At 72.4% G+C, this 14,835-nt stretch carries 7 protein-coding genes; all 7 read right to left on the bottom strand.

All coding sequences use genetic code 11. The features are described from left to right. Positions 1-36 precede the first annotated feature (36 nt). The gene (locus MXD62_RS01620; RefSeq protein WP_248827653.1) at positions 37-1,455 is read right to left on the bottom strand and encodes a serine hydrolase; all 1,419 of its coding nucleotides are present in this window, start codon (positions 1,453-1,455) and stop codon (positions 37-39) included. Positions 1,456-1,623: 168 nt separating this feature from the next. Continuing rightward, positions 1,624-3,762 carry a UvrD-helicase domain-containing protein gene (locus MXD62_RS01615; RefSeq protein WP_248827652.1) on the bottom strand — a complete coding sequence of 713 codons (2,139 nt, stop codon included), beginning with the start codon at positions 3,760-3,762 and terminating at the stop codon, positions 1,624-1,626. Between the two features lie 120 nt (positions 3,763-3,882). Then, positions 3,883-5,529, bottom strand: a complete 1,647-nt coding sequence (locus MXD62_RS01610; RefSeq protein ID WP_248827651.1) for a serine/threonine-protein kinase — start codon at positions 5,527-5,529, stop codon at positions 3,883-3,885. Positions 5,530-5,627: 98 nt separating this feature from the next. Next, positions 5,628-7,868: a class I SAM-dependent DNA methyltransferase gene (locus MXD62_RS01605; RefSeq protein ID WP_248827650.1), complete on the bottom strand. Its 2,241-nt coding sequence runs from the start codon at positions 7,866-7,868 to the stop codon at positions 5,628-5,630. Between the two features lie 3 nt (positions 7,869-7,871). Further along, positions 7,872-8,714: a DISARM system phospholipase D-like protein DrmC gene (gene drmC, locus MXD62_RS01600; protein WP_248827649.1), complete on the bottom strand. Its 843-nt coding sequence runs from the start codon at positions 8,712-8,714 to the stop codon at positions 7,872-7,874. Between the two features lie 54 nt (positions 8,715-8,768). Further along, positions 8,769-10,697: a DUF1998 domain-containing protein gene (gene drmB / locus MXD62_RS01595; RefSeq protein ID WP_248827648.1), complete on the bottom strand. Its 1,929-nt coding sequence runs from the start codon at positions 10,695-10,697 to the stop codon at positions 8,769-8,771. Next, positions 10,697-14,671 (bottom strand): DISARM system helicase DrmA, encoded by a 3,975-nt coding sequence (gene drmA / locus MXD62_RS01590; protein ID WP_248827647.1) that lies wholly within the window; start codon positions 14,669-14,671, stop codon positions 10,697-10,699. The genes drmB and drmA overlap by 1 nt, the downstream gene beginning before the upstream one ends. Positions 14,672-14,835 lie beyond the last annotated feature (164 nt).

Below are 14,835 nucleotides of genomic sequence, written 5' to 3'. Positions count from 1 at the left end.
GGCACGAACGCTCGGACCGTGGTCCTGGAACGCGGGTCAGTATGTCCGCCAGCCGCCCGGGTCGAGGCCGCCGGGGATGTCCGCGGCCGGGCCGTAGGGCATGCGGGTGAACACGAAGGTGCCGATGTCCAGATGGCTGGCCGCGCCGTCCGGTGCGCGGACGACGCGCAGCGTCTCACCCGCGTAGTACCCGTCCAGCCCGGTCCAGGTGCCGTCCGCCTCAGCACGGAAGCGGGCGCCGCGGCCCGTCTGGCCCTGCGGGATGAGCTCCAGCCCACGGTCGGCGCGCAGGTGCAGCAGGTGTGGCGACGGGCCCCAGTGCCACAGGCCGGTGAGCGCCAGAAGCTCCGGATCGACGGCCGGCAGCGGGCGCCACGGGTCCGGGATGCGCGGTTCGTGCTCGGCGACGATCCGGATCAGGTCGGCGGCGATCAGCTCGACCTCCGGCCCGGCGGTCGCGTTCGCCAGGACGACCGCGGCGACGTCGTCGTCCTGACTCACCAGGACGGCGGCCAGGAACCCTGGCATCGAGCCGAGGTGGCCGTACAGCAGTCGGCCGTTCTGTCGTCGTAGTTGCAGGCCGAGCCCGTAGGACGTGGTCCAGTCGTCTGCCTCGTCGGGGCCGGAGGCGGGCTGGCGCATCTCGGCGAGGGTGTCGGCGCTCAGAACGGCCTTGTCGCCCTGCGCCAGGAACGCGGCCCAGCGGGACAGGTCGGCGGCGGTCGACCAGAGCTGACCCGCCGGCGCCATCACACCGGTGTCCTCCAACGGCTCGGGCACCATCACATCCGCCCAGGGATGCACCCCGAAGCCGCCGGCGTGCGGTGCCTGTGGGAGAAGCGTGGTCCGGGTCAGGCCGAGCGGCGCCAGCACCTCCTCGTGCAGCGCATCGCCCCACGGTTGTCCGCGCAGCCGGCTGACCAGCGCTCCGAGCAGCGCGAACCCGGGGTTCGAGTAGTGGAAGCGGCGGCCCGCCGGATGGCGTACCGCCGGCTCGTGGAGCACGTCGCCGAGCAGTGGCCGCAGCGTCCCAGGCGTGCGTTCCCACCAGGGACCGGGCGGCTCGGACGCGAGGCCCGAGGTGTGGCCGAGCAGCTGGGCGATCGTCAGGGCCCCTGCACCGGCCCCTGCCCCCGACCCCGCCGCGGTGCCGGGCAGGTGACGGTCCAGCGGATCGGCCAGGTCCAGTACGCCCTCGTCGCGCAGGCGCATGACCTGCACCGCGACAAAGGTCTTCGTGATCGAGCCGATCCGGTACTGGACGTCGGCGTCCGGGCTGTGCCCGTCGATCATGCTCCGACCGTAGGCCCAGACCAGCCGGCCGCCGCGCACGACCGCGCCGACCAGCGAGGGCGTGCGCCCCTCCGCCTGCCCGACCGCCAGCCGGTGCAGCAAGGCGCGGCGGGTGCCCGGCAGCAACTCCTCGGACGGCGACTCCTCCGACGGCAAGGTCATCGCTCGTTTCTAGTCCGGCACAGGCGCCAGGACCAGTCCGTTTACGGAGAACCAGCCCGTTGGCCCAGGCGACCGCGCCGAGCCAGCACGCGGACGGCCCTGGCCTTCTCGGCCGCTGTCGCAGGTGCGCCCCGGTAGCACGACCTGGGAACGACCGTCGCGGGCGGATCACACGGGGCGGATCGCCGGATCGAACGGGGCGAGGAACGGGCTCTGGGGGCCATGCCAGGAGACCGACAACTCCTCCCGCGCCCGGGTACACGCGACGAAGAGCAGACAGCGCTCTCGCTGGACGTCCTGGGCGTGCGCGATTTCGTCCTCCCCAACTGGCGTTACCGCGCTCGAGGCGGGAACCTGGCGCTCGCCGACGCCAAGAACCGCCAGGCACCGGAACTCCAGCCCCTTCATCCGGTGCATGGTGCCGACCACGACCGCCGGACCCACGGCTTGTTCGGTCTGCGCCGCTTTCTCGGATGACCGGGCCAACAGCCGTGTTGGTATCCCAAGCCGATGCAGGGCGGACGGAAAGGACTCGGCGAGCTTGTTGGAGCGCACGGCGACGCCGATCTCGTCCAGCGCCACGCCAGCCCGTGTCCAGGCCCGAATCTGTTCGGCGGCCTCGCGGATCTCATCGTTCCAGGTCGCGAAGCCCCGTAGCCGGGGGGCGGGCCCATGGATCTCCGACCGATATCCGGCCACAGAGTCGAGGCCGCCATCCATATCGTCGATCGGTTCGCCGCGCAGCATGCCCAGGCTCCAGGCGAGGATCTCCGCGGTCGTCCGATAGTTCACCGTCAGCCGCGCAGACCGGCCGACCACCGGTATGCCGAGTTCCCGCAGGCTCACGCGGTTGTGGTAAATGCGCTGGTGGGCATCGCCAGCGACGAAGATGTCGTCCGCGCCTGGCGCGACCGCCGCCCGCAGGAAGCGCCACTGCACCGGGCTGAGGTCCTGTGCCTCGTCGATCACGACATGCCGGTATGGCCGTTGTGGCCGCTGTTCCAGCAGGCGTGCCGCCTCGACACAGATCATCTCATGAGTCCAGCGGCCGGAGGCGCGAAGATCTCGATCGAAATGCTGCCAGGCGGCCCACACCTGTGCCCGCTGACGAGGCCCGAGCGGACGGCCCCGCCCGACCCGTCGTGCCTTCTGGTACTCCGCCTCGGTGGTGATCTCCTGCGCGAGGATGACCTGCCGCCACTCCTCCGACAGAAAGCTCTCGGAGAAGGAGAGACCGAGGCCGCGAGCGGCGGTGCGCCACACCGCCCGTTCCTCGACGTCGGTCAGGATGGCCGGTTGGGGATACCGGGCCCGGAAGAGATCGTAGGCGAGCTTGTTCACTGTCGCGACGGTGATCCGCTCGCGTACCAGCGGCTCGTGTACCAGCAGGTCGAGGTCCGCGGCCAGCGAGTCGCCCATGGTCGAGGTGAAGGTGGTCACGAGCACCCGGCCAGCCCCCCGCAGGGCAAGCTCGTGCGCCCGGTGCAGGGCCACCACGGTCTTTCCCGTGCCAGGTCCGCCGGTTACCCGGGCCGGCCCCCCAAAGCGAGCCTGGGCGATACGACGTTGGGCCGGGTGCAGATACACCCGCCACAGGGCGAACGGGTGTCGGAACACCTCCAGCAGTTCCTCCGGCCCGTCCACGAGGACCACCCGGTCCCCGCTGCGCTCGACCGCGGCGCCGACGTCATCGGCGTCGAAGGACGCCCGGGCGGTCTCGGACGCGGCCCCGATCTCGGCCCACACCTCCTCCGGTGTCATCCCCGCGGCCAGGCCGAACAGGGCATCCCACTGGTTCGGGGGGAGGAAGCCGCGCGCCATCTCGAGCTGCCGCACGTCCGTCAGCACGCGGGCGAAGGCCAGCGTCTGCTCGTCGATGCCGAGCCGGCGCAGGTCCTTGTCCGCGACGTGAGCGAACAGCCGGCTCACGGCCCGCTCGGCCTGCCTGGCGAGTTCCGGGAGCGTCGCGTCAATCGCGACCACGTCACGAATCTCGATCCGTCCGGTCGCGGCATTGACCGACGCACGACGCCGCTGCGCCCAGGCGTAGGCGTCGTCGTGCGGCAACACCTTCAGCAGGGTGTAGGTGTCGCCGCTGTCCGGGGCGAGGACGATCCCCCGCCAGAATTTGTCGATGCGGATCGAGCGGAAGCGGTCGTCCCTGGCATTTCCGATCTTCTCGAGATGGAGACCGGTGTGGGTCGCCTGCTCGAACCTGGCGAAGACGTCGAGCACCCGATTCTGCACCTGCTTCTCCAGAGCCGCGAATCCGAGCAGGAACTCCTTGTCGATCCCCAGCCGCGCCACGTCACCGTCTCCCGTCGATTCCTCGAAGTTCGCCGTCTCGCATCAGCGGCATCAGCGGCATCAGCGGCATCAGCGGCATCAGCGCAAGGCTCGCTGCTCGCACCGCGCGGACGTCCTGGCTCAGCGGGCCGCCGCCGCATCCGCGCTGGTAAGCAGTTCTCGGACCACGGGCACCATCGGGTGCTCCGGTCCCCAGACCCGCAACAGGTCGGCGAGCAGAGCGGCGAGGGTCTCGGCCGCGGCCGCCCGATGACCGGCGCCGAGCTGCAACAGGCCGATCTGGCGACGCAGCTCGAGAACACGGGGATCGTCCGCGCCGAACGCCCGGGCCTCATCGGGCAGCAGCGCGCCGAGCTGCTCCAGCGCCCGCGGTGTTTCACCGATCAGAGCCCGGCAGGTCGCCTCTCGCAGACGCGCGAGCATCAGCCGTTCGCTGTCCCGACCGTCCCTGCGGGAGAGGTCGGCCACCAGTCGCTCGTACTCGCCGACGGCCCGGCGGAAGTCACCTCCCTCGAACAACAGCTCGGCGAGCTCAAGACGAAGCGCGAGCACGTCGGCACTGTCAGCCCCCAGCGCCCGACCAGCCCGGTCAACAGCCTCCGTCAGGATCACGGTGGCCTGGTCATACCGGGAGGACCGTGCCAGCGAACGGGCCTCATCCCGGGCCTGGCGAAGCTCGACCTGTCCGATTCCGCCCGAGGACGACGACCTCCACTCGGAGGTGGTCATCGTGTCCGACGAGGCTGGTTCCGACCCATCAGTACCCGACCCGTCAGGACCCTGCTCGGGCGGCGCCTGCGCGGCGGAGGCCGGAACGGACGGAGCCGGAACGAGCGGAGCCGGAACGAGCGAAGCCGGCTCGGGGGGATGCACACGGGCGGCGACCCGGTCGTACATCCGCACCGTGTTGTTCGCCGCGGGGTCGACGATTCCGGGCAGGGGAACCAGGTCTGTCACCCAGCCGATCAGCGCCTCGTACACCGCTTCCGCACCCGACGGGCGTTCCTCCGGAGCCTTGCGCAGCAGGTCGGCGACCAGTCCGTCCAGACCTGGGGGAACGTCGGCACGCAGGGTGCGCACCCGCTCCGGGACCTCCTCCACCTGCTGATGCATCACCGAATAGGACGACGACCCGGCGAACAGCCGCCGGCCGGTCAGCATCTCGAACAGGGTCGCGCCCAGCCCGTACAGGTCGGTGGCCGGCGCGCTGACTCCGGCGAGCACCTGCTCCGGGGCCATGTAGGCGGGGCTACCGAGATGCTGCCCGGTCAGGGTGATCTTCGACAGATCGGTGCGGTCGAGCGCGACCGCGAGGCCGAAATCGAGCACCTTCACCGTGCCGTCCGGTTCCAGCATCAGGTTGGCCGGCTTGAGATCGCGGTGGACGAGGGATGCCCGGTGCGCGACGGCCAGCACCGAGGCGGCCTGGGCCGCGATGGCCGCTGCCCACCCGATCGGCAACGCTCCCTGCTCGGCGACGAGATCGGCGACGCTGATGCCATGCACCCGCTGCATGACCAGGTAGGGGCGCCTCTCGTGGGTACCCGCGTCGTATACGGCGGGAACCCCCGGGTGCACCAGCCGAGCGGTGATCCGCGATTCACGAATGAAACGGCGAACGAGCTCGTCGTCGGGCCGGCCATCGGGAAAACGGACGAACTTGACGGCGATCTCCCGGTCCAGTTTCACATCCCGGCCGACCCAGACCTCGCCCATTCCGCCTTTGGCCAGTGGCAGAGCCTCCAGCTCGTACCGCCGGTCAATCATCCAACGTTCGGCCATCGCACCCCCGACCAGCCTTCCCCCATCAGACGGCTCGAAATCATACTCACACCAAGGAATATCTACGGGGCAGAATCCGGAATTTATCGAGAATCGGGGTCGCCGCCGACCCGCAGCCGGCCCTCGGCCACGCCGAGGTAACCGACCCGGACGATCTCCTCACCCAGCTCGGCCGCCTCGCGCACCGATTTCTCCAGCCGTCCGAGTCGGCGGAAGTCCGCCCCCAGCTCCCGCTGGGCGGCCAGTGTCAGCGTGGGAATCCGGACCCGGCGCAGGTCCGGCCGCGACAACGTCCCGCCCGACCGGAGGCTGGCTCCGTCCTCGTTGTCGACGCCCGGTCCCCCGGCCGCCCGACAGCCCGCGGCACGCAGGCTGCCCGCCAGAAAATGTGGATCGAGGCGGCCGGGATCGACCCGCAGGAGCCCCACCTTCGGCCCGAGCACGGCGCCCGCCTCATCGATCACCTCGGCTGAGATCCTCCCCGCCGCCACCACGCAGACCACGTCTCCGGACCGGAGCATCAGCATTCCGGGAAGTTCACCGGTCCGACCGGACGCTCCCCGGCCGCGCCGCACGTCGGCGGCGGTGAGCAACGGCAGGTCGCCGCCGTCGGCTCTGGTCTGCAACGGGGCCGTCAGCACCGTCAGCGCCCCGCCCTTCGCCAGCTCCCCCACCGTGACCCAGGCCGGCTGTGCCGCGCCGGCCGTTTCGGACGCCGCCGCGGGCTCCAGGGTGGAATCGGACGCCTCGGCCGGCGACGACACGTCCGACGGCGGAATACTCGACGTCAGCGCGGACAACGACGACAACGCGGCCAGGAATTCCTCGCGTACCGCTGGGAACTCGCGTTCGACAACACTGTCTGGATACACCGGGACGTGGCGCCGCGGGTTCAGGTCGACCTCGTCGTCGAGCAGGTCGGCGACCGGCATCTGCCGGAAGCCGGGCGGCAGACCCGCCCCGCCTGGTTCACCTGCCGAGGCCGGTTCACCCGCCGGGGCCGAACTGGTGAACGACGACCAGGCCTTCGCGACCGCGCTCGGTTCGGCGCTCGCCAGGCCCATGAGCACCTGGTCGGGGGTCACGTCGTCGCCGGGCACGCGCAGCACCCACAGATCCGGCGGAGCACCGGCGCCGAACAGGTCCGGTGGCAGTCCCAGCACCGCCCGCAACGCCCCGGCTCGCAGCAGGTTCGCCCTGATCCGCCGCCCGGCGGGCCGGGCCGCGGCCGCGGCCGGCATGATGACCAGCACCGGTGCTCCGGACCGGCCGTGGGCCAGGCAGTGCTGCACCCAGGCCAGCTCCGGCTCACTCCGCGGCGGCATCCCATAGATCCACCAGGGTGAGTCGACCAGCTCCTCGTAGCCCCAGGATCGCTGGCCGGACGGCGGCCCGCACAGCACGGCATCGGCCCGTTCCCCGGCAAGGGCGTCCGCCAGCAGGGAGTCCGCCGCGACGATCCGCGCGTCGGCGCCGTGCAGCAGCAGCCCCGCGGCGGTGATCCGGGCTGCCGTCGGGTCGATGTCCTGGCCGAGCAACCGGCGCACGCCCGCGGCCCGGGCCGCCTCCAGCAGCCCGCCGACCCCGCAGGCGGAGTCGAGGACGGTGAGTTCGCCGGCCCTCTCCCCCAGGCCGGCGAGTCCGACCATCAGTTCGGCGACCGCGGGCGGGGTCTCCGCCACCTGCCGGGAGTGCACCTCCCGATAACGCACGCCCAGAACCTCGAAGAGCGCGCCATGTCCGTCCCGATCGGCGGCCGGTGCGGCGGACCGGGCTACCGGCACCCACTCCGGCTCCCAGATCGTTGGAAAACCGCCAGGAAGGTCCGGCGTGGCCTGCTCGATCGCCTGCCCCAGAAGGCGGGCGGCCGCGACGTCGGACTCCCCGAGCAGGCCGACTGCCGCGTCCCGGTCCCGCTGGTGGTACAGCAGGAAGCCGCCCAGGTGCCCGACCAGCTCCCCCAGACGGGGATCGTCGACGGTCCCGCGGATCTGCTGCCAGACCCGGTCGCCGACCTCGACGCGAAACGGGCGGTCATGCCGGTCGAACCAGCCCTCCACCGCCGTCAGCGCGAACAGCGGACTGGTGGAGGTGCCGCCGACCGGCTGCGGGAAGTCGACGAACCGGCGGCGCCAGTTGCTGACCGCCGCGCGGCCCACCCCGGCGAGGCGGGCGATGTCGGACGCGCTGACCGTGGCCGAGGCGTCGCCACCATCAGCCTCAATGGCAGCGGTGGTAGCGGTGGCGGCGGGCGGCGGGGAGACGTCGGTTCCGGTCGGGGTCCGGGGTGCCCCGTCCGCGGCGGACCGTCTTCGGCTCGGCATCGTTCAGTTTCCCGCCGCCGGCTCGGCGCCGGGAAACAGGCGGGTCAGCACACCGCTCGTCTGCAACGCGGCAAGGTGCTCGGCGGCCCGACGCGGGGGCGCACCGCCCCGGACGAGCAGACCGGCCTCGATGTTCTCCTCGACCCCCGAGGAGGTCAGGTTGGCGCTCGACACCAGCAGCGCCCGCCGGTCGGCGACAGCGATCTTTGCGTGCATCCGGGCACCGGGGTGCCCGCGGCGGGCGGTCGGCCAGTGCCACAGGTCCACCCCGCGCACGCTCGCGAACGCGGCCGCCGGCTCGCTGCCGGCGAGACCGCCGCCGGCGCCCTGCAGGGTCTCGACGACGACGCTGACCGCCACCCCCCGCCCTGTCGCGGCGCTCAACGCGGTCAGCAGCGGCGGGTAGGGACGCGCCGCGTAGGTCATGAGCATCAGCTCCATGGTGGCCTCGGCGACCAGGTCCACGAGCACCCGGGCGGTCGCCCGGACCGGTACCTCACGGCTGCTCGGGCCGCTCCACACCGACTCCACCCGTGTCTGCGCGGCCCGTTGGGCATAGCCGGCGCTGACCCCGTGAAGGTAGGCGGCCGCCTCGGCCGGGGCGATCTCCTCGGCCCGGCGGGCGCGCAGGACCGCCCGGACGGCGTCGCGGGCGGCCGGCCCGGCGACGGCGGCGATCATCGCCTCCTCCCACCCGGGTTCTCCCACGGCTGTCCCGGGTGGGGACGATCGCGGGCCGAACCGGTCGGCGAGCTCACCGAGGCGGGCCGGGCCCAGGGTGCTCACGGCGCCGGCGACCGCCGCGGCGAAAGCGCCCGCCCGGCCCGGTTCAGACGGTGCCGTCACGGACGATCACCTGCGTGCCCACCGGATTTCCCGATCATCGTGAGGCTCCGGCCCTCATGGCAGCTCGTCGAACAGGGCGAGGTCCCGGTGCTGCTGGCTGTCCCCGAGGGGAACGACGAAACGGCGGTCGAGGAACCGGTTGCCGCGCTCGCAGGTCGTCTCGGAGACGAACAGGCAGACGTGGCAGGCGGCGCCGTGCAGGAAGTCGGCGGGTGCGTACGGCAGGCGTTCGGCGCACAGCGGGTCGGAGGAGCAGTGCCGGGCGTCGGCCAGGGCCCGCCGGGTGAGCCGAAGCAGCTGGTCGGGTTCGGCGAGGGACACCAGCCCACCCAGGGTGCCCTCGGCGTCGGGCACGGCGGTGTAGATGAGGATGCCGCCGCGGGGATCATCGTCGGTGCCGGCGTAGATCCGCTCGCTCAGGCTGGCCGAGCTGTATCCGCATTCCAGCGCGATGGTCCGGATCAGCAGGTGCGACAGGGAGTGCAGGGCGAGGAACCGCTCCCCGGGCCAGCCGTGCATCGGGTCGAAGTCGCCGGCGATCCGATCCGAGTAGCGGTTCACGCGGAAGCGGCTGTAGGCGTCGCGGTGCTCCCGCATCTCCGTGCTGTCGGCGACCCGGGCCGCCCACGGGCCGAGGAGCTCCTCGGGAACCCGCAGGAAGATGCCCTCGCCGCGGACCTCACTGGCCGGCACCCAGGTCGCCGGCCCACGGGTCAGCGGTGCCCGGATGACGAGGTCGGGATCATCCGGGTCGGGGGCGTCGAGCCGGGTGAACCCGGTCAGCGCCCGTACCTCCCGCAGCCGTTCGGCCTGCACGACGTCGGCGTAGAAGCGGGCCAGCCGGGGCGGCACCCCGTCCGGGTCGCGGCGCAGCGCGAAATCGTCGCTGGGCTCCGGAAGCACCGCCGCGGAGAAGATCTCCCATTCGGGGGTGCGCAGATCCGGGTAGCCCCGTTCGTCGCCCGCCTCGGCGCCGTCACCGGGAGCGGCGTCGAGCGCCGCCCGGTGCCGCTGGACCGCGGCCCAGACCTCGGTGTCGGTCCACCGGGTGAACTCGCGCTGCAGCACTCCCGGCTGAGTGCGGGCGTAGGCGAGGATGTACTCGTTGAGCATGGGCTCGAACACGGTCCAGTTCTGCTCGACCTTCGCGGCCAGTTCGCTGGCGCCGGTGCGGGGAACGGACAGCACCGACAACGTCTGAGCGAACCACTGGTTGGACGCGCCAACCACCAACAGCCGGGATTCGGCGCGGCAGCCGCCGTCGGTGAATGTCCTCAGGTGCGGGTGACGGCCCCGGCAAAGGGGCAGGTTCTCGGCGCCACGGCGGCCCATCGCCTCCCGGATGTTGCGCCGCTGGTCGCAGCTGACGCACCGGATCTCGACGTTGGCGCCGAGGTTGCCACCGCGGTCCTCCATCCGCAGCCGCGGATGGCTCGCCTTCGCGCACTCGCCGCCCCGGTGCACGAACATCACATAGGGGAAGTCGTCGAGGTGCCCGGCGGTGCAGGCGAGAACAAAGCGGGCAGCCACGGCCAGCGGCCGGCGGCCGGACTTCTTGCGGGGGCACACTTCGTGGAAGAAGCGGGCATCCTGCGGGCGGTGCTGCCACGAGTTCTCGAACGCGAAGGTCCGCGAGGCGATCACGTCGAGCTCGTTGCAGGCGGTGCAGCGCAGCCAGTTCGGGAACGGCACGGTCGGCACGCCGATGCGGTCGGCCTGACCGCTGCGGTCCCCCGGGTCGGTCTCCGCCCAGGGGGCCGGCCGCAGCTCGGTGACGGAACGGTCGAACACCCGCCGCACGGCAGCGAGCAACCGGGGCTCGGGGATCGGCTCGTACTCGGGGACGTTGCGGTAGTCCCAGTCGTCGAGTCCGCGGATCAGCGCGGAGAAGCTCGGGAGGTCGACGAGCGCACCGACCCCGCTGGTGAACATCAGATGGCTCGGCCGGACCGCGCCGACGCGCCTGTAGTACTTCGCGGGCATCAGGCGCCCCTCCCCTGCCGGGTCCGCCCCGGGCCCAGCCGGGTCTCCCCTAGTTCGTCGCCGACCGGAGCGTCCTCGTCCTGGTCGTCCTGGTCGGCATCAGCGTCGGTGTCCGGCGGGGCCCCGAAGCTCCATCCCGGCTCCCCGTAGGCGGGGCTGTAAAGCTCGTCCGCTTTGGGGACGAGAAGGCTGATCTCGTGTTCGGTCTCCCGCATCGACTGCGCGACGGTGAGGACCTCCCAGCGACCGTTGCCGGCCGGCTCCAGCAGGCCGGTGACCTTCTGCGGCCCACCTCCCTTTCGGTAGCCCAGCCGGGTCTGCCCTGTCCTCATCAGCTGCCAGCGGTCGACGAGTTCCCGCAGCCGCTCGCCGAGGTACTCCTGGCCGCGCGGGCCGGCGACGGCCTCCGCCCGGGCCAGCAGCCGGTTGATCAGCCCGGTGGCGACGGGGCCGGCGAGGTCGACGTCGTGCGCGTCGGCGTTGCGGGTGTTCGCGTCGTCGAGATGGCGTAGCGCGGCGACGAACGCGCCGGTGGCGGTGCGGTCGAGCGAGCGCCGGGTGAACGGGGTGACCGACAGCGCCTCGACCTGCCGGTAGAAGCTGGCGTGGTAGGGCTCGAAGTCCTCGTAGTGGGCGAGGTCGCGGGGCCGCGCCCAGTTGTAGAGGGTGACGACGAGGCCGGGCCGGGCGGCGTCGCGGCCGACTCGCGACGACGCCTGGATGTACTCCGCGGTGTTCTTCGGCTGCCCGATGACGGCCATCAGCCCGAACCGGGAGACGTCGACACCGACCTGCAGCATCGAGGTCGCGAGGACCACGTCGACGGGTATCCGGTCCTGGCGGGCCCGAGACCGCTCGGCCACCGGATGGGCGGCGGGCCGTTCGCGGATCCGGCTGTCCCGGGCGCGGTACACGTCCCGGAAGTTGTCGGCGATCGCCTGCCGGCGGGCGGAGGTGTCGATCTCGGGGTCGAAGGCGATCTCCAGCCGCTTCAGCACGTCGCTGATGTCCGCCGAGGACACCCGGGAGGTGAGCTCGGAGATGGTGAGCATGCCGGAGGACGGGACGATGCGGTTGGACAGCCCCTTGCGGGTGCCGTGGGTGCGCACCCGGGTGGTGACGTCGTCGTCGAGGTAACGGCGCATGCCGGCGAGTTCCCGGGTGGCGTTGAAGTAGCCGACGAGGGTCTGGTACGGCTCCGCGGCCTCGCCGTGACGGTCGAAGAGGGTCTGCCCGGCGAGGAGCAGGATCTCGGCGAGCCGGATCTCCGCGGACTTCATCCGGGTGCCGTGGGCGCACACCCCGAGGTAGCGCCGGCCCGGGTTGGCGGGGCTGACGGGGACCTGGCGGGAGAAGAACGTGTCGGTGACGTCGATGACCTGCGGCGGGAAGACGGCCAGCCGCCGGCCGAACACGCCGAGAACCTGGTCGCGGGCCCGCTTGGTGGTGGCGGTGGAGGCGACGATCTTCGGCCCGGTGAGCGTCGTGCCGCCGGCGGCACCCGTCGCGCCGCCGCCCGCCGCACCGGCAGGAACCGGGACGGGGACGGGCCAGGAGCACAGCTCGTCGACGGCGCTTTCGAACAGGCCGACGGTGGTTCCGAGCGCGCCGGAGATGAGGTGCAGCTCGTCCTGGATGATCAGATCGGGTGGGCGCAGCCGGCGCACCGGCTCGCTGGTCACCTTCGGCAGGTCGCCGCGGCGCTGGTGGCTGGCCCCGCAGCCGGTGCGGGCGTCGAGGTCGTCGTGGCGGTAGCCGTGCCGGGGGCAGCGCTGGCGCACCCGGCCGAACAGGATGCCGGCCTCACCGCGCCAGGGCAGCTGGGCGAGCTTGTCGACGGTGGCGATGACGAGGCTGGGGGCGTACCGGTAGATCTCCTCGTCGACCGTGAGGACCGGCAGGCCCTCCCCGGGGGAGAGCCGGCGGGAGAACGGGCAGGCGTCGGCCCCTTCGCCGTTCGAGCAGTAGAGCAGGACCCGGCGGGTGTCCTCGTCGACGTGGGCGTCGGTGTGGGCGGCGAGCGCCGTGCCGCACCACGGGCAGCTCAGTGTCTGCAGGACGTTGGCCCGCTTGCCGTTCCCCGCCTCGCGGGCCTCGCTGATCTGGTCGCGGGCCTCCTCGAATCGGTTCGGGGAGACTCCGCCGCCGACCCACAGCCCGATCCGGAACGGCTCCGCGCCCCAGGTGGCCTCGTCGCCGCGGCGCAGCACCTCGGCCGCGCAGACCAGGGCCGCCGCCCGCTGGAACTGCTGGGCGGTGAGCAGCCGCAGGGTGTAGCGCATGAGAACGGCGACCCCGGCCTCACCGGAGCGGGCGTCCAGCCCGGTGCCGACCGTGCCCTGCAGCCGGCGGATCGCGAAGGTGTAGGCGGTCAGCCCCAGGTAGGCCTCCGTCTTGCCACCACCGGTCGGGAAGAACAGCAGGTCGACGACGGCACTGGCGTCGGCGGCCCGCTCCGGGTGCGCCGGGTCGGTCAGCGCCGGCAGGTTGAGCAGCACGAACCCGAGCTGGAACGGCCGCCAGGACGCCGCCCTGGCCCCCTCGGCCTCGACCTTGGCGGTCGCCTCCGGGTAGCCCAGGCCGTGCTCGTCGCGCAGCCGGGCGATGGCGGTGTGCCGGCGCTGGGCCGCCATCGCCCGGTTGGCGAACCGGAACGCGGCGAGCGCCTGGTCGTGGTGGGGCTGGCTGGGATCGGTGAGCAGGGCGATTCCGGCGCGGATGCGGCCCGCGGCCACCCGGGCCTCGCCGATGGCCGTGTGCGCGGCGGGCCGCAGCCGCTCCGGCAGGCTCGGCACCTGCTTCTCGCGGTCACCGAGCCAGGCGTCGTAGCCGTCGACGAGCGGCGTGAGCCCACGGCTCAGGGCCGCGGCATCCGCGACGGCCAAGGCGTCCATGGACAGCTCGACGCCCTCCAACGGGGTGTTCGGGCCGGCGGGCGCGATGGTTGACGGGACGTCATAGGTAGGCAGCCAGGTCGTCTCCAGCCGGTGGGCGCAACGCTCGCCGGGCCGGACGTCGGGGTGCACCGCGACGTTGCGACCGTTCGCGTACCGCCGCTCCCCCCGGTAGAGCAGCCGCAGGTGCAGCTCCTCGTGGTCCTCGTGGTCGGCCGCGACGCCGTCCTCGGGATCGTCGATGGGCAGGAAGACTGGGCTGGCGCCGTCGAGCGCGGTCACGGTGAGCCGGGGCTGGAACAGCCAGGCCGTGTCGGCGCCCGACGGCGGCTCGGGCTGGCTGTTGACGAGGGTCAGTTCGACGATCCGCCGGCCCGACCGCTCGCGCAGGACGACAGCGAGGAAGACCCCTGTCCTGTCGTCGCCGGCCAGCGGTACGCGGTACGTGTCGGCGCCGAGTGAGCCGTCGAGGCGGATCTCGCGGTTCGCGTGCACCACCGGCTCGCGGGCCCAGACGGTGCGCTTGTGCCCCTCGTCGTCCTCGGTCTCCCGCTTGACGTACTGCCCCCAGGCAGCCGTGACAGCGACGACGTCGACCGCCGCGCCGTCGGGGCCGGCCGGGACGGCGAACGACAGCCCCATCGACGAGGCCCAGATCCGGCCACGGTTCTGCGGGGTGAGGATCTCGGGCAGGTCGGTGTCGGCGCCGCCCTGCACGGCCGTCTCGGTGTCGGCCACCGTGTCGGCGGCCGCCGCCTCCCGGGCGCCGCGCGGCGCGGGCTTCGGGCCGAGCATGCCTACCAGGTACCGCTCCCGCGGGCCCATCGCCCGGGGGTGGAACACCTCGTGCTCGCCGTCCCAGGGCCCGAGCAGGTCGCGGCGGACGAGATCCTCGAAGGCGTCCCGGACCTCGTAGGACGTCGCCGGGATGAACTCCACCGGCTTGTCCAGGATCTCCGTCGGCGATGGGCCGTCCGAGGTACCGGCGCCGCCCGCGCTCACACCCCCCGATCCGGTGAGCGAGGGCGAGGCGCCCTTCTCCGGGGGAAACAGCGCGTCCTGACCGTCCTGCGTCACCACGGCTCATCCCCCCTCGAAGCAGCCGGGCCGGCGCATCCCCGCACCAGGCCGAAGCTGTGTACCGAGTTCACAGACTACACCGTCCCTCCGCTTGACGTAAGGGCACGATCCCACGCAGGTCCGACAGATCACCGAACCCACAGGAACTCGCCGGTGACCGTGCG

The organism is Frankia sp. Mgl5 (assembly GCF_023242985.1).
Lineage (GTDB): Bacteria > Actinomycetota > Actinomycetes > Frankiales > Frankiaceae > Parafrankia > Parafrankia soli.
The sequence above is the reverse complement of the archived record's forward strand: the minus strand, read 5'-3'. Positions and strand labels throughout refer to the sequence as shown.